General features: G+C 34.5%; 22 protein-coding genes. 20 read left to right on the plus strand and 2 right to left on the minus strand.

All coding sequences use genetic code 11. The features are described 5' to 3' along the window. The first annotated feature begins 94 nt into the window (after nucleotides 1-94). The 11 genes from hflX (at nucleotide 95) to ABH968_RS09400 (ending at nucleotide 13,167) form a co-directional block, all read left to right on the plus strand. Entirely contained in the window at nucleotides 95-1,381 is a 1,287-nt protein-coding gene (hflX, locus tag ABH968_RS09350) for a GTPase HflX (RefSeq protein ID WP_370043788.1), read from the plus strand. Between the two features lie 408 nt (nucleotides 1,382-1,789). Further along, a complete protein-coding gene (locus tag ABH968_RS09355) occupies nucleotides 1,790-3,277 on the plus strand; it encodes a peptide MFS transporter (RefSeq protein ID WP_370043789.1) in 1,488 nt (495 codons plus the stop codon). A gap of 752 nt (nucleotides 3,278-4,029) precedes the next feature. Beyond that, nucleotides 4,030-5,175, plus strand: coding sequence for a M20 peptidase aminoacylase family protein (locus ABH968_RS09360; protein WP_370043790.1), 1,146 nt, complete (start codon nucleotides 4,030-4,032; stop codon nucleotides 5,173-5,175). After that, entirely contained in the window at nucleotides 5,175-5,999 is an 825-nt protein-coding gene (locus tag ABH968_RS09365; protein WP_370043791.1) for a GNAT family N-acetyltransferase, read from the plus strand. Before ABH968_RS09360 ends, ABH968_RS09365 begins: the two co-directional genes overlap by 1 nt. Before the next feature lie 22 nt (nucleotides 6,000-6,021). Then, nucleotides 6,022-7,128, plus strand: coding sequence for an o-succinylbenzoate synthase (gene menC, locus ABH968_RS09370; RefSeq protein WP_370043792.1), 1,107 nt, complete (start codon nucleotides 6,022-6,024; stop codon nucleotides 7,126-7,128). 299 nt (nucleotides 7,129-7,427) lie between these two features. Then, complete coding sequence (locus ABH968_RS09375) at nucleotides 7,428-8,480, plus strand: YkvI family membrane protein (protein ID WP_370043793.1); 1,053 nt, start codon at nucleotides 7,428-7,430, stop codon at nucleotides 8,478-8,480. 648 nt (nucleotides 8,481-9,128) lie between these two features. After that, nucleotides 9,129-10,079, plus strand: coding sequence for an ABC transporter permease (locus ABH968_RS09380; RefSeq protein ID WP_370043794.1), 951 nt, complete (start codon nucleotides 9,129-9,131; stop codon nucleotides 10,077-10,079). Continuing rightward, entirely contained in the window at nucleotides 10,072-11,025 is a 954-nt protein-coding gene (locus ABH968_RS09385) for an iron chelate uptake ABC transporter family permease subunit (protein WP_370043795.1), read from the plus strand. The genes ABH968_RS09380 and ABH968_RS09385 overlap by 8 nt, the downstream gene beginning before the upstream one ends. After that, on the plus strand, nucleotides 11,022-11,783 hold the full coding sequence (locus ABH968_RS09390; RefSeq protein WP_370043796.1) for an iron ABC transporter ATP-binding protein: 762 nt from the start codon (nucleotides 11,022-11,024) through the stop codon (nucleotides 11,781-11,783). The genes ABH968_RS09385 and ABH968_RS09390 overlap by 4 nt, the downstream gene beginning before the upstream one ends. A 57-nt stretch (nucleotides 11,784-11,840) precedes the next feature. Continuing rightward, a complete protein-coding gene (locus tag ABH968_RS09395; protein ID WP_370043797.1) occupies nucleotides 11,841-12,851 on the plus strand; it encodes a siderophore ABC transporter substrate-binding protein in 1,011 nt (336 codons plus the stop codon). A 1-nt stretch (nucleotide 12,852) separates the two neighbouring features. After that, complete coding sequence (locus ABH968_RS09400) at nucleotides 12,853-13,167, plus strand: antibiotic biosynthesis monooxygenase family protein (protein WP_370043798.1); 315 nt, start codon at nucleotides 12,853-12,855, stop codon at nucleotides 13,165-13,167. A 279-nt stretch (nucleotides 13,168-13,446) separates the two neighbouring features. On the opposite strand, the gene ABH968_RS09405 is transcribed toward ABH968_RS09400, so the two are convergent. Beyond that, on the minus strand, nucleotides 13,447-14,097 hold the full coding sequence (locus ABH968_RS09405; RefSeq protein WP_370043799.1) for a hypothetical protein: 651 nt from the start codon (nucleotides 14,095-14,097) through the stop codon (nucleotides 13,447-13,449). A gap of 305 nt (nucleotides 14,098-14,402) precedes the next feature. Here ABH968_RS09405 and ABH968_RS09410 point away from each other — a divergent pair, with 305 nt between their 5' ends. The 7 genes from ABH968_RS09410 to ABH968_RS09440 all read left to right on the plus strand — a co-directional run bounded on the left by ABH968_RS09410 (nucleotide 14,403) and on the right by ABH968_RS09440 (nucleotide 20,625). Beyond that, nucleotides 14,403-15,305 (plus strand): polyprenyl synthetase family protein, encoded by a 903-nt coding sequence (locus ABH968_RS09410; protein WP_370043800.1) that lies wholly within the window; start codon nucleotides 14,403-14,405, stop codon nucleotides 15,303-15,305. A 12-nt stretch (nucleotides 15,306-15,317) separates the two neighbouring features. Then, the gene (gene comX, locus ABH968_RS09415; RefSeq protein ID WP_370043801.1) at nucleotides 15,318-15,476 is read left to right on the plus strand and encodes a competence pheromone ComX; all 159 of its coding nucleotides are present in this window, start codon (nucleotides 15,318-15,320) and stop codon (nucleotides 15,474-15,476) included. Between the two features lie 35 nt (nucleotides 15,477-15,511). Next, nucleotides 15,512-17,770, plus strand: a complete 2,259-nt coding sequence (locus tag ABH968_RS09420; protein ID WP_370043853.1) for a sensor histidine kinase — start codon at nucleotides 15,512-15,514, stop codon at nucleotides 17,768-17,770. Next, nucleotides 17,754-18,368, plus strand: a complete 615-nt coding sequence (locus tag ABH968_RS09425; protein WP_232733125.1) for a response regulator — start codon at nucleotides 17,754-17,756, stop codon at nucleotides 18,366-18,368. The genes ABH968_RS09420 and ABH968_RS09425 overlap by 17 nt, the downstream gene beginning before the upstream one ends. A gap of 434 nt (nucleotides 18,369-18,802) precedes the next feature. Next, complete coding sequence (locus tag ABH968_RS09430; protein WP_370043802.1) at nucleotides 18,803-19,702, plus strand: hypothetical protein; 900 nt, start codon at nucleotides 18,803-18,805, stop codon at nucleotides 19,700-19,702. A 29-nt stretch (nucleotides 19,703-19,731) separates the two neighbouring features. Then, the gene (locus tag ABH968_RS09435) at nucleotides 19,732-19,860 is read left to right on the plus strand and encodes a hypothetical protein (protein WP_370043857.1); all 129 of its coding nucleotides are present in this window, start codon (nucleotides 19,732-19,734) and stop codon (nucleotides 19,858-19,860) included. Between the two features lie 153 nt (nucleotides 19,861-20,013). Then, nucleotides 20,014-20,625, plus strand: a complete 612-nt coding sequence (locus ABH968_RS09440) for a phosphatase PAP2 family protein (RefSeq protein ID WP_370043803.1) — start codon at nucleotides 20,014-20,016, stop codon at nucleotides 20,623-20,625. 102 nt (nucleotides 20,626-20,727) lie between these two features. On the opposite strand, the gene ABH968_RS09445 is transcribed toward ABH968_RS09440, so the two are convergent. Then, nucleotides 20,728-21,411 (minus strand): 2-hydroxy-3-keto-5-methylthiopentenyl-1-phosphate phosphatase, encoded by a 684-nt coding sequence (locus ABH968_RS09445; protein WP_370043804.1) that lies wholly within the window; start codon nucleotides 21,409-21,411, stop codon nucleotides 20,728-20,730. Between the two features lie 348 nt (nucleotides 21,412-21,759). On the opposite strand from ABH968_RS09445, the gene ABH968_RS09450 reads away from it, so the two are divergent. Then, complete coding sequence (locus ABH968_RS09450; protein ID WP_370043805.1) at nucleotides 21,760-24,381, plus strand: Spaf_1101 family AAA-like ATPase; 2,622 nt, start codon at nucleotides 21,760-21,762, stop codon at nucleotides 24,379-24,381. A 121-nt stretch (nucleotides 24,382-24,502) separates the two neighbouring features. Next, nucleotides 24,503-25,699, plus strand: a complete 1,197-nt coding sequence (locus tag ABH968_RS09455; protein WP_370043806.1) for an AAA family ATPase — start codon at nucleotides 24,503-24,505, stop codon at nucleotides 25,697-25,699. The last annotated feature ends 39 nt before the right edge of the window (nucleotides 25,700-25,738 follow it).

Here is a 25,738-nt window from a genome sequence, read left to right on the forward strand (position 1 = left end):
GATAGTATGTTAAACGACACGAATTTGGACATTATATGGTAAGATGAAGAAAATTTGTCGTAGTAGCACCAAGGTGTTGGTGGGAGGTTTGTGGATGGATAGAATTAAAGAAGTAGATATATTGTTGGAAAAAGCTGTTTTAGTTGGCGTGAATTTACGGAATGATGAGCATTTTGATTATTCAATGGAGGAGCTAAAAAATTTAGCTGAAGCTTTAAATGTTGAAGTTGCCGGCATTGTTACACAAAATTTAGAACGCATTACGCCATCTCATTATGTTGGTACTGGTAAAATAGAAGAAATAAAAAATTTTTATGATGAAACACAAGCAAATTTAGTGATTTTTAATGATGAATTATCACCTTCACAAATCCGTAATTTAGAGCGTGATTTAGAGACGAAGGTTATTGATAGAACGATGTTGATTTTAGATATTTTTGGACGTCGTGCTAAAACAAGTGAAGCACAGATGCAAGTCGAGTTAGCACAATTGCAATATATGCTACCTCGTTTAGTCGGCTTGCATGCATCTCTCAGTCGTCAAGGTGGTGGCACAGGGGGTGGCTTTAAAAACCGTGGTGCTGGTGAGACAAAGCTCGAGCTGGACCGTCGGAAAATTGAGGATCAGATTGCGAAAATAAAGAAGGACCTAGAGCATGTAAAGGAGCAACGAGAGACGCAGCGTAAACAACGACGTAAAAATGCCGTCCCTGTCGTTTCCATTGTTGGCTATACGAACGCTGGTAAGTCAACTATTATGAATCAGCTACTGACAAAAATAGGGCAGGAAGATCATAAACAAGTGTTTGAGAAGGATATGCTTTTTGCCACACTTGAAACATCTGTCCGTCAAATAGAATTACCTGATAAAAAGACATTTTTATTAACAGATACAGTTGGTTTTGTTAGCAAATTACCGCATCATCTAGTCAAGGCATTCCGCTCAACTCTAGAAGAGGCTCGTGATGCCGACTTATTACTCCATGTTGTGGATGTTTCCAATTCTGAGCACGGCTTTATGATGGAAGTAACAAATGAAACGCTCAAGGCAGTTGGTGTTGAAGGGATTCCGACAATTTATGTGTATAATAAAGCTGATATAGCAAACGTTCCTTATCCTGTTATTAGCGGTGATAATATTTGGATTTCAGCGAAGCAAGGGATTGGATTAGAGGAATTATTGCAAATGATACGTCAGCATATTTTCTCTAACTATGTAACATGTAAAATGCTTATTCCGTATGAACAGGGAAATATCGTCTCTTATTTAAATGAATATGCCTCTGTCCATGAAACAGCATACGAAGAAAATGGCACGCTGCTAACAATAGAGATAAAAGAAGCGGATTATGCAAAATTCCAACAATATGTAATTAAATAATCAATCACAGCATTGTTTTAAGGGCATGCTAGAAGCACTTCGTGTTTCTAGCATGCTTTTTTGTAATCGAAAAAGCGGATTTATATCGCTGTGAATGAAATTCTAGATAATACTAGCTTATTTGTAAAAAAAGTAAATAATCCGATTATAAAATATTTTAGAATAATTTAACGGCGGTTAATTATTTAGTAGATATTAAATAGTGAGAAAACTCAGGAATATCAACAGGTTTGGTATAATTTCAGTGGAATGAAACTGAATTTAAAGAAAAGTGATAAATTTCTAACATATTTTAAAACTCTTGAAAAAGTTTTGAAAACGCTTTAGTATGATGAAATAAAGTTTTTATTCATTACTATTGGGTAATAATATTATTATTGAATAATGAAATCGGGAGAGGATATTTTTATGTCTACTAAAGATGAAATCGTAAAATCCGTCCCTCAAAATGGCTTTGTCGGACACCCTAAAGGGCTCTTTACATTATTTTTCACTGAATTTTGGGAACGATTCTCTTACTACGGTATGCGAGCAATTCTGATTTTCTTTATGTATTATGAATTGCATGAAGGCGGCTTAGGCCTAGATCGTGGACTAGCGAACTCAATTATGGCTATCTACGGATCATTGGTTTACATGTCAGGGATTATCGGTGGTTGGATTGCTGACCGAATACTAGGTACACGTAGGACTATTTTCTATGGTGGCGTGTTCATTATGATTGGACATTTCCTGCTAGCGTTACCTGGTGGCGCAAGCATGTTATTTGTTTCAATGTTCTTTATTGTCATTGGGACAGGCTTATTAAAACCGAACGTTTCAAGCATTGTCGGAGATATGTATGCTGATACAGATAGTCGTCGTGATGCAGGTTTTTCAATTTTCTATATGAGCATTAACATGGGATCATTCCTTGCACCATTAATTGTCGGAACAATTGGACAACAGTATAGTTTCCACCTAGGCTTTGGTGTAGCAGGGGTAGGGATGTTAATTGGTTTAATAATTTTTAAATTAACAGGAAAAAAATATTTAGGGTTAGCAGGATTACAGGTAAACAACCCGTTACTGCCTGAAGAACGGAAAAAAGTCTTTACACGATTTGGGATTTTAGCGCTACTTATTATTATTGCTGGGGCAATTGGTATCAAAACTGGCGTACTAACAGTGAATGTTTTTGGTTTAATTATTACGGCGCTAGGTATTGTAATTCCAACGGTGTACTTTATTTATATGTATCGCAGTGAGAAAACAACGAAGGACGAGAAGTCTCGCGTGCTCGCTTATATTCCTTTGTTTTTATCGGCTGTAATGTTTTGGGCAATCCAAGAACAAGGGGCGACTATTTTAGCAACGTATGCAGATAGTCGTACACGATTGGATATTGGTGGTTTTCATATTCCATCTTCTTGGTTCCAATCATTAAACCCTTTATTCGTCGTTACAATGGCTCCGTTATTTGCCATGTTATGGATGAAGTGGGGAGATAAGCAACCATCTACACCGCGTAAATTCGCTTATGCATTATTCTTTGCAGGATTGTCATTCTTAGTGATGATGCTTCCAGCGTATTTATCTGGTGGTACAGATTTAGTAAGTCCATGGTGGTTAGTATTATCATTCTTTTTAGTTGTAGTTGGGGAGTTATTATTATCGCCAGTAGGGTTGTCAGTTACTACAAAATTGGCTCCAAAGGCTTTTGCTGCACAAACGATGTCACTTTGGTTTTTAACAAGTGCAGCAGCGCAAGCAATCAACGCACAACTTGTAAAAGTCTATGAAGTGGTAAGTGAATTCACATACTTCGGTTTCTTAGGCTCATTATCAATTGTTTTCGGAATAATAATATTAGTACTTTCGCCAATTATTTCAAAAGCTATGCGAGGTATTAATTAATCAAAAGATGCAAGTACAGTTATTCAAATAACTGTACTTGCATTTTTTTGTATTAAGAGATATTTTGTTGATACTTTGCTCATCACATAACGTGTGGTTGATTTCCATTCCACTTGGGCGCTTCCCTAGGGACGTCCGATGAGCCGCTTGGGCCAAAAGGATGTTGGTCACGAAGGCGTTATCACAAGACGTGATGGTTTTAGCCTTCTTTCCCTATTGACTCGTACCAATCAACCTATCCACATGACATATGTTTTAATATAATGTCATCCAACTTTTTAATTTTATCGGAACACTTTCTGGAATTATCGCCCAACTTTTAAATTTTATCGACAGCCCCCTTTCAAAGAGCAAAAAAGGACTCAGACACAAAACTGTGTGTGAATCCCTTTACTTTATTATGTCGCCCAGTCTCCATTCCAATCAACTAATATACATGGTATATATTTTAACAAACGTCATCCTAAACTTTTGGTGATGAGCCTTGTATTTTACTTATGTATGCATATTTTTAACTGATTGTAGCCTGTAGCGGAAATTAAACATCTTATAATTGGTAAAAGTGGATAAAAGAAGGTTAATCAACATACCTAGTCCTTGTGCTCGATATAAAAAATTATCTAGGTTCTGAAAGTGATAAACATGTATCATGTAGTTAATTTGCTGATTGAGAGAATATGTTTTTTGTGTGAAAAGATTTCATTTTCGTTATAATAGTCTTAATAGTATGATAATTTAAGGGGTTGGATGCTATGAAGGAAGCTTTAAGTCGTTTGAGGCCAAGATTAATGGAGATTTTCACGTATTTGCACGCGAATCCAGAAATAAGCTGGCATGAGGTAGAAACAACAAATTATATTTTTGATTTACTAACACGTGAAGGTTTTTCACCAATACGCTTTAAAAACAGTACAGGGCTTTATGTTGACGTAGGAAATGGTAATCCTAAAGTCGGTTTGCGTACGGACATGGATGCGTTATGGCAGGAAGTAGATGGTGAATTTCGTGCGAATCACTCTTGTGGCCATGACGGACATATGACGATGGCAATTGGTGCTCTATTACTTTTAAAAGAGCTTGCACCAACATTCAATGGTACTATTCGTGTGATTTTTCAACCTGCTGAGGAAAAAGGAACAGGTGCTTTATCTGTTTTAAAAGAAGGAATCATTGATGATTTAGACTTTTTATTTGGTGTCCATGTAAGACCTGTCCATGAGCTAGAAGACGGTACATATTGTGCCGCGTTGCATCATGGAGCTTCCCGATTGCTTGAGGGGGAAATCATTGGAGAAGATGCCCATGCTGCAAGACCGCATCTCGGCGTGAATGCCATTGAAGTAGGAGCAACTATTATCGAAGATTTAAGAACGATTCATACAGACCCAATGGTTCCTGTATCAGTTAAGATGACCAAATTCCAAGCAGGAGGAGAATCCGGCAATATTATTCCTGGAAGTGCATCGTTCACCATTGATATACGAGCTCAACAAAATGATGTAATGGATGCACTTGCACAGGGAGTAAAAAGGGTAATTGATTCTTCCAAGATCTTGCATAAAGTGCAGATTGAATTACGTACAGTAGCAAATGTTGTAGCTGCTGAGGTAGACCCAACTGCTCAATATCTTATGGAGCAGGCGATCGTGCAAGCAACAGGGTTGTCGAATTTAAGAAAACCAGTTCATACACCTGGAGGAGAAGATTTTCATCACTATGCTGTTCAACGTCCGCATTTAAAATCTACGATGTTAGGTTTAGGTTGTGGGCTAACACCAGGACTACATCATCCGAAGATGAAATTTAAGCAGGCGAGGCTTGTAACGGGGGTTGAAATCCTTACAAGAGCGGTATTGTTAGCATTGAAGTCGGGGAATACAAAGGAGGGGTCAGCATAATGTTAGAGAGAGTGCGTATTCAAAAAATAATGACACCTACAGAGATTGCAGAAGTACAAATTTTGAACGAAAGTATTTGGGGGAGTCAGGCTATTCCCTCACATCAATTGTTAGCAGTTGTACAAAATGGTGGATTAGTCCTTGGGGCGTATTTAGACGAAAAGCTGATTGGTTTTAACTACTGCTTTGTTGGCTATCGACATGGAAAAATGTATTTACACTCACACATGATTGGTGTGGAGAAAACATATCGTGAACAAGGCGTAGGTGAATTATTAAAGCATGCTCAACAGGAATATGCAAAAGAACATGGGTTTCAGCTTGTAATTTGGCTATTTGATCCGCTAGAAGCATGTATGGCTAATTTATCATTTTTGAAGCTCAATGCCTTTAGTTTTCAGTATGAAAATGATTATTATGGTCCGCTCAAGGATGATTTTAACGAGGGGCTACCGTCAGATCGAATTGTTGTAGAATGGTGGATTGAACGCGATCGAGTGGAGGATTCCTTGGATGAACTGGAAGAAGGAGCTGAGGAAATTGTACCGTGGTCTTTAACGGTAGATGGCTTGCCAGTGCTCGATATTGATGGCGAATTTCAGCGCGAGCAATTATATTATAAGGACGCCTATTTATTGCCCATTCCTCAATATTTACAAAAGATGAAAGTAGAGAGTCCTAAACTTGCAGAGGAATGGCGTTTTAAAGTTCGTACTATTTTAACGACATTATTTGAACAAAATTATGCGATTGTTCGAATGAAAAAGAATAAGGAATATGTTCATAGCTATCTATTAGTCAGACGCTCCTTATTAGCTTTATAATAAGGATAAGGAGTGAAATCTTGTGAAACTAGAACAGATTATAGTTAGACATATAAAAATGCCTATGAAAGCACCGTTTACAACGAGTTTTGGCACAATTGATGAAAAAGAACTCTTACTTATAGAAGCGATAGATCAATCAGGAACTGTAGGATGGGGAGAAGCAGTGGCCTTTGTAGCGCCTTGGTATACAGAGGAGACATTAAAAACAACATGGCATATGCTTGAAGACTTCTTAATCCCCATCTTGTTACATAAAGAGGTTGGGCATCCAGATGAAGTTAGTGCTTTGTTCTCCTCTATTCGTCGTAATTGCATGGCGAAGTCCTCTATTGAAGGGGCTATATGGGATATTTACGCTCAACAAACGAAACAATCACTTGCTCAAGCGTTAGGCGGAGATAAGGAGCAAATAGAGGTAGGCGTTAGCGTAGGAATTCAATCTTCCACAGAAGCATTAATTGATTTATTAAAAGGCCATGTAAATAAAGGTTATAAACGAGTAAAAGTGAAAATTAAGCCTGGCCACGATGTAGAAGTTATTCGAGCTGTTCGAGCTGAAATGCCAGATTTGCCATTGATGGTAGATGCTAATTCGGCTTATTCATTGAACGATATGGATGTATTGCAGCAACTTGATGTATTTAATCTTTTAATGATTGAGCAGCCATTAGCTGTAGATGATATTGTCGATCATGCTAAGCTACAGCGAAAGTTAAAAACGCCTATTTGCTTAGATGAAAGCATCACCTCTTATGAAGATGCACGAAAAGCGATAGAGCTTGGTAGTTGTGGTGTTATTAATATAAAAATAGGACGTGTAGGCGGGTTAACAGAAGCAAGAAGAATTCATGATTTATGTAAGGAAAATAATATTCCTGTTTGGTGTGGCGGTATGTTAGAGGCAGGAATCGGACGAGCACATAATATTGCATTAACGTCGCTCTCTAATTTTGTGTTGCCTGGGGATACTGCAGGCTCTAGTCATTATTGGTATGAGGATATTATTACACCTGAAGTAGTTGTAGAGGATGGGTATATTCGTGTGCCACAAACGGCCGGAATTGGATACACACCTAATATGAAAGTAATTGATAAGCTAACAATCAGTAAGAAGGTCTATCAATAATTGAAACTTCATTCAGAGGGATTCTTCATTCGAATAGTAATTGAACAAATCATACGGGCAATTGATCCTCCATTAGTTGCTTAGCGCCTTGAATTGGGAGTTTTAATGCCCGTTTAACTTCTTGCAGCAAATGTCTTTTGGTAGCGAAAGCAAAGCGTCAGCTACAAATGTTTTGTGTAGCGAAAGCAAAGCGTCAGCTACAAATGTCTTTTGGTAGCGAAAGCAACAGATGTTAAAACCTAATGAACGCAATAATGGCGAGGCATAATTGATTATAGGATAAACAGGGAGAGAACTGATTGAAAAAAAGTTTGCAAATCGGTGGTGCCTATGTAGGAATTATCGTCGGTGCGGGATTTGCATCAGGACAGGAAATCGTACTATATTTTACGAGCTATGGCTTTCATGGAATTTATGGTGCACTTATTGCTACATTTGGATTTGCTTTAGTAGGAATGTGCATTGCTCAAATTAGCTCAAGGTTGCGTACGACATCGCACAAGGATTTAATTTATCAAATTTCAGGTAATACTGTAGGTTTTGTGATGGATTATTTACTGTCGTTGTTCTTATTCGGTGTTGCAGTAATCATGTTTGCAGGAGCAGGTGCTACGTTTCATCAAATGTTTGGACTACCAGTTTGGCTGGGGAGCATTTGTATGATTGTACTTACTATCGCGACAGTTATGATGGATGTGAAGAGTATCATAAACGTTATTGCTGTAGCTACACCCTATCTGCTAGCAATTGTCTCGATAATAGCTATCTATTCATTAGCCACGATGGATTTAACCTTTGTCGAACAAGCTGTTATCGCACGACAAGCACAGGTAAGTTCTAAAAGCTGGTGGGTTACTGCTTTACTGTATTTGTCTTTTAATATCGGTGTGTGTTTTTCGCTTTTAACTGTTATGTGTGGATCTATTCGCAATGAAAAAGTGGCAGGGATGGGAGGCATTATTGGGGGGATTTTGCTTGGAGCTTTAATTCTACTTATTAACCTGTCCCTTCTTGCAAAAATGAATGAAATTGTTGGCGTAGATATACCGATGCTAGCTTTAGCAAATGAAATTCATCCTCTAATCGGTCTACTGATGTCCATTTCCTTATTAGGGATGATTTATAATACAGCAGTGGGGATGTTCTATTCATTTATGGTAAGATTTTCAAAACCTAATAAGGCCAGTTTTAAGGTAACTGCCGTTTTTATCGGTGGTTTGGGCTTTTTAGCAAGTCTTGCTGGTTTTACGACGCTTGTAGCCAAGCTATATGCTGTGATGGGATATGTCGGTTTTATATTAATCGTTTTAATTATTTTTGCATGGCTAAAAGGCGTTCGACGAATAGCTTAACTTCTTTCAGCAATTATTTTCTGTAGCGAAAGCGAAGCGTCAGCTACAGAAGTCTCCCACTTCTATAGGTGGTGAGATGAATGCGGTTTTAAGTCACTTTTCAGTGGGTGTCCAAACATCCGCTGAAATAGAGGAACTCAGTCTAAGAACGCCACGTCCTGTGGCAATAAACATCTGTTGGCTTAAAGCCTCTGGCGGATGCCACGGAATCGGAAAGAAGTTCTTAAAGGATGTTAGCCGTTATCGCATCCATGCGATAACGGCTAACTGACCTGCATCATGTTGTTGCCGCTGCCGCTTCGCTTTCGCGCAAAAAACATCTGCAGGCCTAAGCACAAAGCCGATTCCGGACGCAATTATGCCGAGGCATAATTGATTTAATAAGGTGATTGAGAAAAAATTAGTATTTTATTCTCAATTACCTTTTTATTTGTGTAAAGAATGTAGAGATATTTAACTTTGGAAGTAATACATAATGTAGATATTCTGTTGGGAATGCTCGTTTTTTAAGGATTTGTAAATAAAACGAGAATAATTCTCAATTGAAGGTTGACTGAGAACGGAAACGCGCTTATAATGAGAATCGTGAGTAATGATAATGATTTTCAATAAGCGTTGCGAGCAAAAATGAATCTACCGGGGATTACAATGAAAAAAAGATATCTTTTAACAGCAACTGTTGTGCTGTCTATAGTTTCACTATTTATCGGGGTAGTTGATATAAAACCGAGTGATCTATTAGACTTCGAATCAGAAGAAACTAGACTATTTTTTATTAGTCGTATACCGAGACTTGTAGCAATTTTGTTAGCAGGTGCAGGTATGAGTATTGCTGGTTTAATTATGCAAAGCTTAAGTAGGAATAAGTTCGTGTCACCAACGACAGCAGGTACGTTAGATGCTACAAAGTTGGGGATATTAATTTCGATGATGTTTTTCACAAATGTCTCGTACTTTCAAAAAATTTCCTTCGCTTTCATATTTGCTTTAGCCGGCACATTATTGTTTATGCAAATATTAAATCGAATAAAGTTTAAAGATGCGATCTTTATACCGCTTATTGGCTTAATGTTTGGGAATATCCTTTCTTCCATTACAACGTTCTTTGCGTATAAGGCGGATATTATCCAAAACATTTCTGCATGGTTACAGGGAGATTTCTCATTAATGATGAAAGGTCGTTATGAGCTTTTATACATAAGTGTACCCGTGCTGATTATAGCTTACATTTATGCGAATCGTTTCACAGTGGCAGGAATGGGTGAGGATTTTGCAAAAAATCTTGGTCTTTCCTATAAATTCGTTGTGAATTTAGGTTTAGTGTTAGTAGCACTTATTTCGACGACGGTGGTGCTAACAGTTGGTGTGATACCGTTCCTTGGTTTAATCATTCCAAATATAGTTTCGCTGTTCAAAGGGGATAACCTTGCTAAGACATTGCCTCATACAGCATTACTAGGTATGTCGTTCTTATTATTCTGCGACATTATAGGGCGTGTAGTGATTTTCCCTTATGAAATTCCGATTAGTATGACTGTCGGGGTCATCGGAAGTGCGATCTTCCTAATTATGTTGTTTAGGGGGAAAGCATATGCGTAACCGTACAAAAATGTTGATTTTACTAGGTCTTGCAGTAATTTCTATCTTACTGTATGTATTTTATGAACTTAATGGTAACTATCATTATGCGTTCCCACGCCGCCTTATTAAAGTGGTAGCGATGTCGTTAACAGGGATTGCGATTGCTTATTCAACTGTAGTCTTCCAAACAATTACACATAACCGTATTTTAACGCCAAGTGTAATGGGACTTGATGCATTATATATGATGGTTCAAACGTTCATCTTTTACTTTTTTGGCTCTATGTCGATATTCGTTATTAATGCAAAATACAATTTCTTACTAGCTGTTTTAGCTATGGTTGTCTTTGCGGTGATTTTTTATCGCGTATTGTTCAAAGAAGGAAAACGTCCGATTTATTTCTTGCTGCTTGTCGGTATGATTGTCGGAACATTTTTAGGAAGCGTAACGACGTTCTTCCAAGTGTTAATAGACCCGAATGAGTTTTTAAGCTTACAAAGTAAAATGTTTGCAAGCTTCAACAATGTCAATTCAGATTTAGTATGGCTTGCAGGTGTTGTCATAATCATTACCTTTATTTATGGCTGGCGTCACATGAACCAATTAGACGTAATGTCGCTTGGACGTGATACAGCAATTAACCTAGGGGTACCATATGACAAGCTTGTACAGCGAATGCTCATATTATCTTCGGTGTTAATTGCCGTTTCTACAGCTCTTGTTGGGCCTATTACGTTCTTTGGCTTAATCGTGGCAAATTTATCGTATCAATTTTTCAAGACGTACAAGCACTCTGTGATAATTGCAGGTTCTTGTGTCATGAGTATTGTAGCTTTAGTCGGTGGACAGTGGATAGTCGAACGTGTTTTTAATTTCGATACAACACTAAGCGTTATTATAAACTTCGTAGGTGGCGTGTACTTCATCTACTTATTATTGAAGGAAAGTAGGTCAGCAGGATGATCCAAGTAAAAGAAATCTCTAAGTATTTTGGGAAAAAACCGGTCATTCAAGATGTTAGTGTCGACGTTGCACCAGGGAAAATTACGTCTTTTATTGGACCAAATGGTGCAGGTAAATCAACATTGCTTTCAATGGTAAGCCGTTTACTTAATGCAGACACTGGAGAAGTATTACTCGATAAATCAGATGTACGTCGTTGGAAATCGGATGATTTTGCGAAGCGAATATCAATTTTAAAACAGTCCAATTATATGAATGTACGTCTAACAATTCGTGAGCTTGTTTCATTTGGGCGTTTCCCTTATTCGAAAGGAAATTTGAAGCCTGAGGATGAGCTAAAGATAGATGAAGCAATTCAATATATGAATTTAGAGGATATTCAGCACAATTATTTGGATGAATTATCGGGTGGTCAACGACAACGTGCGTTTATCGCTATGGTTATTGCACAAGACACAGACTATATTTTGCTTGATGAGCCGCTCAACAATTTAGACATGAAGCATTCTGTGCAAATCATGAAAATTTTGCGGAAGCTCGTTGATGAGCTGGGGAAAACAGTTGTCATCGTATTACATGATATTAACTTTGCTTCCGTATACTCTGATCATATTGTCGCATTAAAAAATGGACGTGTTGTCAAAGACGGTCCAACAAATGACATCATCAACTCTGATGCGCTTAAGGAGATCTATGATATGGATATCCCTGTTCAAGAACAGGACGGCTGTCGCATTTGCGTGTATTTTAACTCTTAAAAAATAATAGATGGAAATGTCCATCTAAAAAATAAATCTTAAAGGAGCAATTTTACAATGAAGAATTGGAAATTACTTACTGTTTTAATGGCAATGATGCTATTGGTATTAGCTGCTTGCGGCTCAAAGGATGATACTAAAAAAGAGGATACAGATTCTAAAACTGATAGTAAGTCTGCTGAAGAGCAAAAAGGAGAAGCTACTGCTTACCCCCTAACAATCCCAGCTATCAAAGAGGGGGAAGATACTTTTAAAGAAGTAACTCTTGATAAAATGCCTGAAAATATTGTTGTATTCGACTATGGTTTCCTTGATACTTTAGATGCTCTAGGTGTTAAAGTTGCAGGTCTACCGCAAAAATCAGTTCCTAGCTACTTAAGCAAATATACTGATAAAAATTACGTAAATGTTGGTTCTTTAAAAGAGCCTGATTTTGAAGCAATCTCTGCTATGAATCCAGACATTATTTTCATCTCTGGTCGACAAGCATCTGCTTACGATGAATTATCTAAAATTGCACCAACTGTATTTGTAGGTGTAGACGATCAAAATTTCATGGAATCATTTAAAGAAAAAACAGAATTAGCTGGTAAGATTTTTGGTAAAGAAAAAGAAGCTGCTGATGCATTTGCTGCATACGAATCAAAAGTAGAAGAAGTTAAAGCTAAAACAGCTTCAGCTAAAGAAAAAGCTTTAATCGTTTTAGCAAATGAAGGTTCATTATCTGCATATGGTCCTGGTTCACGTTTCGGTGTCATTCATGATGTATATGGTGTGAAAGCTGCTGATGAAAAAATTGAAGTTTCTACACACGGTGCTAACGCATCATTTGAATATGTACGTGACACAAACCCAGATATTTTATTCGTAGTTGACCGTGATGCTGCTGTAAATCCAGAAGGTGAGTCAGGTACAAAAGCTGCAATTGAAAACGAAATCGTTGGTGCTACTAACGCTGCGAAAAATGGTAAGATCGTTTATTTAGATCCACAAGTTTGGTATTTATCTGGTGGCGGTTTAACTTCTGAAACTCAAAAAGTAGAAGATGTTCTTAAGGTGTTTAACTAATATGTTTGTACAAATTAAACGTATTGTCGTTACGGAAGGGAATTCGGATAAAGTTGTTGAGCGTTTTGGCGCCAAAGAAGATGGTCCATCATTGCTTGAACAACAGCCAGGCTTTATTGATAAGCAAGTACTTGTAAAAAAAGTACGACGTGGTGATGAAGAAGTGCTAATTGTGGTTCGATGGGAATCAGAAGAGGCATGGAAAAATTGGGAGAAGAGCCCTGAGCATATTGCTGGTCATAAAGCAAGTGCTGGTAAACCGAAGCCCGATCATATCATCGAAAGCGGCCAAGAAGTTTATCATGTAAAAGGATAATATTTTAGAGGTGTCTCAAAGTTCATTTGAGGCACCTTTTTTCTTATGAATAGAATATGAAGTTTCACATTGTCCGATAGAAATGCAATGATAGATAGTCAAAGTGGAGAATAGAGGAGCTAAGGTGGCGGATAGAAGTCAAAGCGACGGAAAGAACCGCCAAAGTGACGGAAAGAACCATCAAAGCGACCTAATAGAACTATTAAAATGGCATAGAGAATGATATTAAGGAGGAAGGGTGAGGCACATATCTATACCTGTGCCATACCCAGTCTAGTATTAATGTTTAATGGACGCTTTATTCCATGCATTAAATGCCGTAGAAATATTAAAGGAAATACCATTGTCACTAATGGAAACCCCTGTAAAATTGACAGTTGATTGTTTGGGTGCCCAATTTGCTTCCTTTACAGCAGTAAATTTCCCTAAAGAGGACATTTCCATTTCTAATTCTGAATTATGAAGATAAACAGGTAAGCCGACTGTTTCTTCAATTTTAACAGTATCTTCAATTGATGGAGCGTTAGAGCAATTGCCTCTAGCATTTATAATACTAAAGCTTGGTGACTTATAGAGTATAGGTGTATGTATGTTTAATCCTGAGGTAAATGGACTTACTAAAGGTAACATAGACAGACTTTCTTCAGATACTCTAATTATTCCATATTGTTCAATAAAACTGTCCAGCTTTTGCTGAAAAATATCCTCAAATCCAGGAATATTGCAAATAAAATTTGAAAATGTAGATTTGCTTTTATACGCTGCTAATGTTTCTTTAAAAGCCTGTTGCTCGGCATCAATAATTATTTGCTCAATAGATTGTTGTTCTTTCGAAGGTTTTTTAATAGTGATTTCTTCTTCAGAGACAAAAATTGCGCAGGAAAAATTAGCTGTAAGTATTAAAACGTTTTCATTTACTTCATTTTTCATTTCAATCACTCCCAGTTTTTCGAGAATACAAATTTATCTTAGCCTATTTAAGCGTATCATCAGTGAGGACGCCATTTCAATGCTGAGTTTACGCCAAAAAATGGCGGTCAATAATAGTACACCGCCACTTATTTTACTATTCCTAAATAAAGAAATGGCGTGCTTTCCACAAATACCGCCATTTTTTGGCGGTATTTTGTGCAAATGGCATAATGTAAAATATTTCCTTTGAGTTTTGGCGTCTAGTATTATTTCCCATTAATCTGTATACTATTTAATAACATACTTAAGGGAGGTGAGGACTATTGCAGGGGCTTGACGAACAAATTAATGAGTCATTGGACATTCTAATTGAGAACGAGGCGCTGATAGATCATGAACTACGGTCGATGCTAAAAATTTTTAAGGAAGAAAAAAAGGCAGTTGGCTATTCCTTTGGTAAGCTATGTTATTGGCATTATGAAGCATTTACAGATTGTTTGAACGAGGATATCTATAAAGTTGCCGCAGCTATCGAACTTTTAATTTTATCTTTTGATATTATCGACGACTTGCAGGACAAGGATTCAGACTACAGTTGGAGTAAAACACCTGAATTATCATTAAATGTTGCTTTAGCTATGCTAGTCATGGCTTCTAGAACTATACGTGAAACTTCCTTTGAACACAAAAATACTGCTATTCAAATACTAGAGAATTATGCATTACGAAGTATAAACGGTCAGCAACTAGATTTACTCAATACTTGTAGAGATGAGCAATCATATTTACAAATGATTGAAAAAAAGTCGGGTTCTTTAACAGCGATGGGCTGCTTAATTGGTGAAGTGCTTGCAAAAGGTGAGATATCTTCTGAGGTTGAGGAGTATGGGAGATACATAGGTATTATCCAACAAATTAAAAACGATATTCAAGGTTTAAAAACTTGGGGACCTAAAAATGATTTACTAAATAAAAGATACTCACTGCCTATTATTTATCTTTTATCACAGAAAAATGATGTTTCAAAATCTGTTATAAACTATTATAATGACGATATAGATGCATTTTTAGATAATAATGCTACGGAAAACGAGTTGACAAATGGTGGTGCGATACGTTATGCAATTACTATTAAAAATGTTTACAAGTTAAAAGCATTCAATATTCTTGAAAATGTAGCTATAAATGAGGTATGTAAAGACTATCTAACAAAACTAATGAAATGAGGAGAGATTTGTATGATTAATGTAATTCAACATCTAGAAAAGAACCCAGACCTAGTTACACTATTAAAGGAACAAAAAGCCTCATTAATTGGAATTTCGTCTATGGAACAAAAGGCAATTTTAGATGCGTTTAGTAGTGAAGTAGAGTTGGAAAGTGCAGCTTGGTTATAAAATCGTTGAGTAGTAAGTTATTTTGGCCTGCTATAATGCTCTATTTAGTGATCGGTATTTATCTGAATTATGTGAATTATAGCGGGCCGTTATTGGAAATCGAGGTAGAAAAAGAGAATGGCAAGTGGGGAGTAACGCAACCTTACGATAAAGACTGGATAGAATGGAAAAGTATTTCACCATCTGATGTTATTTTAAGAGTAGATGATGTGCCGATGGATCATCTAAATCAGTTGAAATATAAATCAATAATAGTAGCTGCTAATAAAATAACCATAATGAAGCCAAATGGAGAAATAACTGACATACATATTAATCATTTAGATATCCCCAATCAATTTTACTATATATTACTATTTCCAGCTTGTTATTATTTATTAACTCTATTCATTACTATATATCTACATTTTAATCAAAAAAATACTAAGCTTACTAACTTACTTATTTTTTTTATGTTAACTGTTTCATTGGCTTATGTAAGCAGTGGAGTTGCTAGTAGAGTAAATGGAATTGGGATAATAGTAAATCGTAGTAGTATGGTATTGTGTTTAGTCATATTATTACATTTTTTGAGAGATTATTATTCATTTGTAAAAACAAATTGGCTGTTCACAAACAATATCAAATTCTTTTATATATTCCCTGTAATCGCTTTTTCACTGGGCTGTATTATTATTTTCTATCCTGCTTCTTATTATTTTCTTTCTGAAGTTGTGTTAGTCCTTTTTTTCATCCTCCTTATTATTATTCTTAGTATTTTATTACTAAGCTATTTCAAATATAAATCACCTCAGTTGAAAATATTGTTATGTAGTATATTGATACCGTTTCTGCCATTTCTTTTTTTATATTCACTCCCTAAAATTTTTTTTGATACGTATATTCTTTCAGGTGAAATCTGCTCTTTATTTTTATTGCTTATTCCTTTTAGTTTTATCTTTACACAGGTAGCAGATCGGCTATTTGATATCGAATATCATATTACTAGATTACGTTATTATGTATTCTTTTCATTGTTATTTACTTTGTGGTTTATGGTTGGCTTGTATTGGATTGCAGGAAAATATTTAACGATGACTGTAATGTCAGGTGTTTCATTTTTTACCTTTACATCGTTAGTTATTCTTTTTTACATAAAAGAGAAGGTCGATTACCGAAAACGAAAAATCTTATTTTCTACAAAAGGGGATTATATACATCAATTATATACGGCGGTAGATAAGATTGGTAAAACAATAAAAATAGATGAACTTCTAGAGAGGTTTGCTCAGGAGGTTTCTTTGCATCTTGAGCTCGAACACGTATTTGTATTAACTTATGACTATGACACAAATCGATTTAAATCAACGGTTGAGGGAAGTATTCCGATTAATCCAATGTTAATGGAAGATTTAAAATTGGGGGAAATTAAAAAATTTGACCAAGTCTATCTAGCCTTCCTCCATCAAGATGCTCATTATAAAAGAGCCTTAGTATTGCGACATAATAATTCGATTCATTTAAAAGATGAAGAGCTTCTATGGATTGAATTGCTCTTATTGTATGTAAACAATTTTATTGAAAATACAAAGATGGTAGAAGAACTGTTAGAGGAACTAAAGCATATGAGGCAAGCAGATGATAGTCAATTACCTTGGCTAAACAAGTTATTATGGTTAAGATTTGAAGAGGAAAAATATCAATTAGCTCAAGAATTACATGATACAAATTTGCAAGAGCAGCTCCATATTGCCCGGGAGGTTGATGTCCTAGTCAATATGAAGAATGCATCAGATATCCAGCCAAAACTTGCGAAAATTCACAGACAGATGGTTACATCTATACATGATTTAAGAGCTTATTGTGAAAATTTGAAGCCCCCATTATTAGATACACTAGGGTTAAACGCAGCATTAGAAAAGCTAATTCGTAAAGTAATAGAAAGATCTAGTTTTGTGTTAATTTATACGATAGATCGTCTTTATTTAGAAGATGAGCGTATGAATTTAATGATTTATCGATTATTTCAAGAATTACTCAACAATGCTTTAAAACATTCCTATGCAACAACAGTTGAAATTCATTTGCAGGAAATGGACGATGGTTTCGAAATCATCTATAAGGATGATGGTGTAGGCTGTAATATTGATGATATTATTATCGCAGATTCGATGGGAATTCAAGGTATGCAAGAGCGTGTAAAGGCCTTTAACGGGCAGTTTCACATCGGTACACAGGTTAATGAGGGAATGACTATTAGAATTACAGTAAAAGAAGGAAGTGATACACTTGATTACGATGCTCATAGTGGATGATCACCCTATTGTGTTAGAGGGAACAAAAAATTTATTTCAAGAAAATGAAGATATTATAGTTGATACAGAAAGTGATGCAACTCATGTCATACAGAGAATTAAAAACAAACCATATGATATTTACTTAATTGATATAAATATGCCGTTAGAAAATGGCATTAATTTAGGACGAAACATTAAAGCTATCCAGTCAAATGCTTCAATTATCCTTTATACTGGTGATGATATTACTGATTATTATCCACTTATTTTAGAACGGAAAATAGAAGGTATTTTAGCTAAAACAGCATCTAAGGAACAAATTTTACGAACTGTTCGAGCCATTGCAAATGGTGAAATTGTTTTACCTCAAAATTTCTTGGATTTTCTCGATAATAAATTTAAATTGCAAGATGCAAAACTCGATATTCACTTAAATGAAAAAGAAAAGAAAATTTTAAGACTAATTGCAGAAGGACATACGAATAAAGCGATTGCTATAGAATTAAATATTCCTCAGCGAACAACCGAAAGATATTTAACTCAGCTGTTTTCTTTATTGAATGTAGATTCACGGACAGAGGCTGTAAATCTTGCAGAAAGAATGAATTTACTATAGATTGTCTGTATGCTATACTTATTTTCATTGGTATATTTTTCAATAAAAAGGGAGAGTTTAGGTGGTTTTTTAATACCATATTTTAACTTGGTTAATTATACCTAAATCCAGATTCTAAATACCTGTAATTTTCGTGTAACACCGCCAAACTTTGGCGGTGTTTTTTATATGTCCGCCAAATCACGCCAAAAACCGAGGCAAAGACCGCCAAAAAATTGGCGTAAACCCAACGTTGAAATGTCGGTGTAAGTACTGGTACGCTTAAGATAATCGTGGTTAAGTAGATTTGCTATAGTAAGTATTACTATATAAGATTTCGTTTAAAATAAGAGCCTGACTATCTATGAATAAAGTAGAGATTGTAGATTTTTTTAAAGTTACTAGCTAGTCAACATACTTCACCATAAAACTTTATATAAAGGTAGGCGTGTATTTTGAAAGTAGAACTTGAAAACTTATTTTCTATAGATGAATCTAGTCAAGATCAAGTCATTAAAGTTTATAATCGCTATGGTATTTGTATCGGTGCACCTGAAATAAGAAAAAGAAAATTAAAGGCATCATTCAATCCTATTTTTACATTAAATGAAGATGTCACATATGAACATGTAGCAGCACTATATAAATCATTGGAACACGAATTAGGAATTGTTTCAATCGGAGAACGTTTTTACTTTGACTTTTCAGATTACGAATATGAGCAAGCACCATTGTTCACATTAAACTCAACAGGTAACTCACCTGATATGTTTATAGATGATAAAGGAACTTTATTTTCTATAAGCACCCATTGCCAGCATTGCGGACTAATGGAAAAAGAGCAACTTTCTCCATTAGTGATAGATACAACAGAAATGAAAGACCGTCATCTAGTTCATGTGAGCGGATATTGGGTTGCTTCACAGGAATTAGTGACTTTAATGAAGCAAGAGGATATTAAAGGCTATGAACTTTTAGAGGTTATTCATCAAGGACCGGAAGAAGGGAAGCAAAAAGCTTTTCAAATTTTTCCGACACAAGTATTACCAGAATGCAGCACTGAAAGAGTTAAATTGTATTTTGCGACAGAACAACCGCCATGTCGATGCGGATTAAGTGGAGTAATCAATGGTCCGGATATTTACAAACGTAAAGATTTAACCAATATAAAAAATGATGTATTCTTCTCAGCAGAATGGAGCCATGACGGAAGATATTTATATCGAAAAACTTTGTTCAGTAGAAAGTTTAGAGAATTAATTATTAAAAATAATATATCTCGTGAGGTAAAAGGAGAGAAGGATAAAAACTTCGGGCCAAAGGATTGGTTATTCGATCCAGTATTATTAAAATAATTCAGACTGAAGATGAGGAAGTGTATATTTTGTTTAGAAAAATAATACCTATCGTTGCAATTTTATTTATCGTTGCATTAGCTCTTTCAAATTATTTTAATAAAGCAGAAGTAAAAACATTTGTCATTCCCCAGGAAAGAGGGGGCACATTGGGTTAGTTCACCAATCGGGCATTTACGGGCAATTAACCTTGTGCTTAATTTTACGTTCGGAGTTTTACACGGGATAAAAAGCAAATTCACCTCTAACTGACTTAAATATGATATGATGTGAAAAATATAACAGCATATAGTTTTGAGGTGAAGTATTATATGAAAAAATGGGCTTATCCTTTAGCGGTATTAACGCTCATTATCTTTTTTGTATTACGAGTTACTTTTCAAAGTAACTTAATCAATACTTTTGATACAAAAATGGCTGATTTATTTTTCGGTAATCGTTTTATAGAATTTTTTCACTATATAGGTGAACCGGCATTTGTAGTGTCTGTAGCTATAGTCTTAATAGTATATTTAGCATGGAAGGTAAAAAATAACCGAGGTATACTATTTGTTTTGTTAACAATTGCAGGTGGGAATGTACTTAACCAATTATTGAAAAAATGGGTACACCGACCAAGACCTGAGATTGAAGATCAATTAACATCCTTTAGCTTTCCATCTGGACATGCTATGACCGGCATCTTGTATTTATTTACAATAGCCTATATTTTTTCGGAGAACAATAGTAAGGGACGTAAGACATTGCTTTGGCTTGGGGCAATTGTTCTAACTGTACTTATTGGTTTGTCTCGAGTTGCTGGAGCCCGTCATTTTGGTTCAGATGTATTGGCCGGATGGAGTATGGGTTATACGTGGTTTATCATTTGTGTTATTTGGTATGAACGTCGAAAGAGACTTTTTAAGGCGAAAAATAAATCATGAATTTGGAAAGGGAGCCACCTAATTGAAGGTGGCTCCCTTTGTTATGTCGAAACAAGGGCGGCACTTCTAAACATACCGCCCTTATTTCACTAACCTTTTCAATTACATTGAAACAGCCTTTTCTGCGGCCATAAGCTTTTTTACAACTTCTAAGCAATCATAGAATGTTTCAAAGGGCTCATAAGGAAGATGGAGGTCTTTACAGCGTTTAATAAGATGATCCCTAGCAAGTACTAAATCTGCCTGTTTTGCTGCCTCAAAATCAGAAAGTGAATCTCCAATCACGATTTTAAAATGATTGCTCTGTGTAACTTTACGCATAACGCTTGGCTTGCAGCAACCACAACCCTGTGTCTCAAATTTCGCACATTCTTCATCACAGCTATTTGGAAAGATGAGCTTAATGTGCTGTCCTGAAAAATCAGCGCTGTTACAATATATACCAGAAAATGGACCGTGTTTTTTTAATAGTGGCTCAATGAAAAAATCGACACCCCCACTAACAATATAAAACGGAATATGTTTCTCTTGTGCAAAACGAACGAAATCGCCAAACCCCTCACGTACAATAGCCGTATCCAATAAATATTGGATCACAGCATCCTTTTGTTTAGTTGATAATAGCTCGAACATTGCTGAAACGCCATCTTTAAAAGTTATAGTTTGTTCCATCATTGCTTTAGCAATTTTCTCAGATTCCTCTGGAACGAATTGAGTCATTAGAGAGACGATATTATCTGTTTCTGTTATAGTGCCATCAAAATCACAGAAAATAATTGGTTTCAAGCTACTTCCCCCTTCAAGAAAAAACGTCTACTTTTGCATTTTATTAAAAGTCAAGAATAAATAAATATTAATTGCATTATTGGCTAGTTTAATAAAATGTTGCACATTATAATAGGTATTTTAGACAGAACCACTAATTTAGGTTGGTTCTGTTTTTTATTTGTATGCATAAAAAAGACGTTTATAATATTAAATCCCTTTAAACAATAACATATTTTCCTATATTAGTGAGTTTTAAATGGATTTTTGTACCAACTCTTTTAGTTTCTCTATTATAATAAAAGAATGAAATATTTAATATTCTATAGATAATTTCAGGTGTTTCACAAAATTGATCAGAGGTGGACTATGGAGTCTTACAAATATAACTTTAAAAATAATAATGTTTTACAAGAAGTTTGCCGGAAATTAGATAATTCTAGAAAAAGGTATGGGCGGCTATATAAATTTGAAATACATATTCATACACCAGCTTCATCTGACTACCAAATACATCAGGTTAATGAGAATGGTGAGAAAGTTTATTATAAGGATTATAGTGTAGAGAGGATTTTGAACTACGCATTGGAAATTGGTATGCTAACACAGCAAGAATTTCAAGATTATCTAGATAACTTTAATTTGGGTCTTTATGGTGAAGATTATATGCAGAAGTTAAGAGATCGTGGACTTGATTATATAAATTTCAAAGAATATTTTACATATTATATGATAGCTTACAAATTATATAAAGAAGAAATTGAAGGCGTAATCATATCAGATCATAATACTATTGAGGGGTACGACAAATTAAAGAATATGATTTCTTATTGTTACACAAATGCTTTTTCTAATCTTCCTAAAAAAGATATTTGGGTTATTTTAGGAATCGAAATATCATGTTCTGACAAAAATCATGTTGTAGCCATTATTGATGAAAAAAATAGAAAAGCCCTTGAACGATTTATCGAAGATAATATCGTATCTGATCAAGAATCTAAATATTGTGGAACCATAGAACATAGTTTAACTATTTTACAAAAAATCCATGACATTGGTGGTAAAGCATATATAGCACATATCAACTCATCCAACTTTAAATATTTAACAGGAACTTATAAACATAAGTTATTTAATTCCTCTTTATTTGATTTAATCGGTGTTACAAACCAAACTTATAATATTGAAAACACAATTAGCGCATTTAGTAAAAGAACTAACTCTGATATTTGTGTTTTCTACGAAAGTGATTCTCATGGCATTAATACATTGGGAATTAGAAATACTTGGATTAAAATGCAAGGGATTTCATATGGGAATTTATTGAAAGCGATTTTTAGTCATCAGATTAGCGTATACCCTTTCCATAAACCTAAAATCGCGCCTACATTTATTAAAGGTATATATATACCGGAAAATGATACAGGATTCTTAAACAACACTACATCCCCATTTTACTTTAATTTTTCAAAAGATCTGACTTGTATAGTTGGTGGAAGAGGAACTGGGAAAAGTACCATATTAAAGATTTTAGATATTTTATTTTCACAAGAAGTTGAAAATAAAAAAACTCTAAATTTCATTAGTAAGCATGGAATGATTTATTTACTCTTTAGACTTAAAGGTAAGGATTACATATTAAGGTTTATCCCACAAATAAACCCTGAATACTCAGAAGATAGTATTTACTATTATGCCGAAGATGCTTTCATACGGACTAATAATTCGACACTGAAATTAAATGATTTTTGGTTCAATTTATATCAAGTTAAAACTGGAGAAAATAAAGGCCAATATTTATTTGCCCAAATTCAAAAACAAGTCGATAAGGAAAATATACTTTCCCAGATTTATAGAAAACATTTTTCAATTTCAAAGATTATTTCTTCAATTGAAAGTAATGATTTCTCTACTTTTATTAAAGATCTTATGTTTAGTGGTGAAAGTCAAATTGAAATAAATAAGATTAAAAATGAACTATATTACAGTAACAAAACTGATTTTTTGAAAAATGCTGGTAAAAAAATATCTTCTATTCAATCAATTTTGAAAAATTGGAGGGCAAATATCACTTCCTTGCTACAAAATTTTAACTTGGACAATAAAGACGTTCTGTCGATACATTTAGAAAATACTTACGTAATCCAAGAAAATTTTATAGACATTATATTTGGTGAATTTCTTGATCAACTTGAAAGAGACAATATCTATAAAAATCATTTTGTAGATTCTACTACATTAAAATGGTTCGATGTGTATGAGTTTATTAAAGCCCAAATAGGAAAAGTGGGGGCCTTACGTTTCTTAGAAGCCCTGTATTTAAAAGAAAATAAATTTTTAGAAAGCAACTATCCTATTAAAAATTTTATTACTACTAAAGTTTCGGAAAAAACTATTACGCATGGTCTAGAAGATGCTAATAAAGTAAGAATTGACAAATTATATACTGCTATTAGGAATCACTTAGCCAATTCACGTAAAGAGCTTGCACAGATTATTGTGAAGGCATATATAGATAATGGTAAGTTTTCAATGAAATTTAATGTAAATGCTCGAGAAGATATTGGGTCGTCAGCGAAAGTTAATATGAAAAATATAGAAGAACTTTCGTTAGGTCAAAAGGTTGTAGCAACACTAACATTTATAATTAACTATGGCAAATATTCAAATGATATTACTCCATTAATTATCGATCAACCTGAAGATAATTTAGACAACCAATATATTTATAAGACCTTGGTTAAAAGTTTACAAAATATTAAAAATCAACGCCAAGTAGTAATAGTAACACATAATTCAACATTAGTTATAAATACAGGTGCTGAGCAAATTATTGTTCTGGAAACTAAAGATGGATTTCATAGCCATTTAAAAGCACAAGGCTACACAGGTAATAAGAAAATTATTGAACATATTATTAATTATTTAGAGGGTGGAAATGAAGCATTTCAGCGCAAAGTTAAAGAATATAATTTACTTCTAAATAGTTAGACACAAAGTAGCAGCATTATCCTAGTCGACAAATTAAAAGAAACTTGTTCAAATAAAATTGTATAACAAATTAGCTAAAATAGTTAGTTTTGGGATAAATATATTAAAAGGAGAGTTTATTATGTCTAAAAGAATAATCAACCCGTTTACACCTCAAAAACCAATTGATAATCCGGAATACTTCTTTGGAAGAAATAACGAAGTTGACTCAATTATTGATGTATTATATCAAACAGCTCATGAAAATCCCGAACATGCAATAATCACTGGTGATAGAGGAATTGGTAAAAGCTCATTATTAGTTCAAACAAAAAGAATAGCAGAAGGTGATACAACATTAATTGAAAAATTTGATATAGATACAGGTGGAATAGATAACTTTAATTTTAAGTCTATTTGGATAGATACTGTTGAAAATCAATCTGCTGAGGAAGTTGCTGGATATATATTATCAAATTTGAAAAGAAGCATTACAATTCTATCGAAAATTGATTTTTCATTAGACTTATTTGGTGTACAAATAGCAAAAAAAGAAGAAGAAGCTAAAGCGAAACCTATTAATGAAGTAGTGGGTAACTTTGTTCAAGAAATGAAGAAGGTTTCTAAAAAGGTTATGGAAGAAAAATTGGATGGTATTATTATATTTATAGATGAAATAGATAGAATGGATATGACAAAAGATCTTCCAACTTTTTTTAAACTCGTTACTGAAAGCTTTTCTAGAAATCATATTAATAATATTATTTTCTTTTTTGCAGGGATTTCTGGTGCTGTTCAAAAAATGAAGGAAATTCATCCATCCATAAGTCGTACATTTAAAGATATTGTATTACATAAGCTTAATCAGTCAGAAATAGAATTAATACTGATAAATGGTTTTGATAAAGTTGGTTTCACGTATTCTGATGATGTTTTAAATAGAATTGGCTATATGTCTGCTGGTTTTCCAGAACCAGTTCACCTTTTAGGTGGAACAATTATAAAATATAGCGATAATAATAATTTGAACATGAATAGTTTGACAAAAGGGATTGAAGACATTATACAAAATAAAAAAAATAATGAGCTAAAGAATCTTCTAGAGGAAGCTGGTTCAGGTAAATATCAACAAATTTTGAAAGCTATGGCTAGTAATGAAAATATAAATGTCCCACTTGGTTATATAGATAATTATTTAGGTATTAAACAATCAGAATATAGTATGAATATTAATAAATTATGTGAAAGAAATATAATAAAAAAATACTCTCGTGGTATTTATTCATTCGTAGATCCATTATTGAAAGAATATATAAAAATATTTGGGGTTTTAGAGTAATGATTATCTTGAATATTCAATAACTGAAAACAACAATAG

Source organism: Lysinibacillus sp. RC79, from assembly GCF_041262405.1.
GTDB lineage: Bacteria > Bacillota > Bacilli > Bacillales_A > Planococcaceae > Lysinibacillus.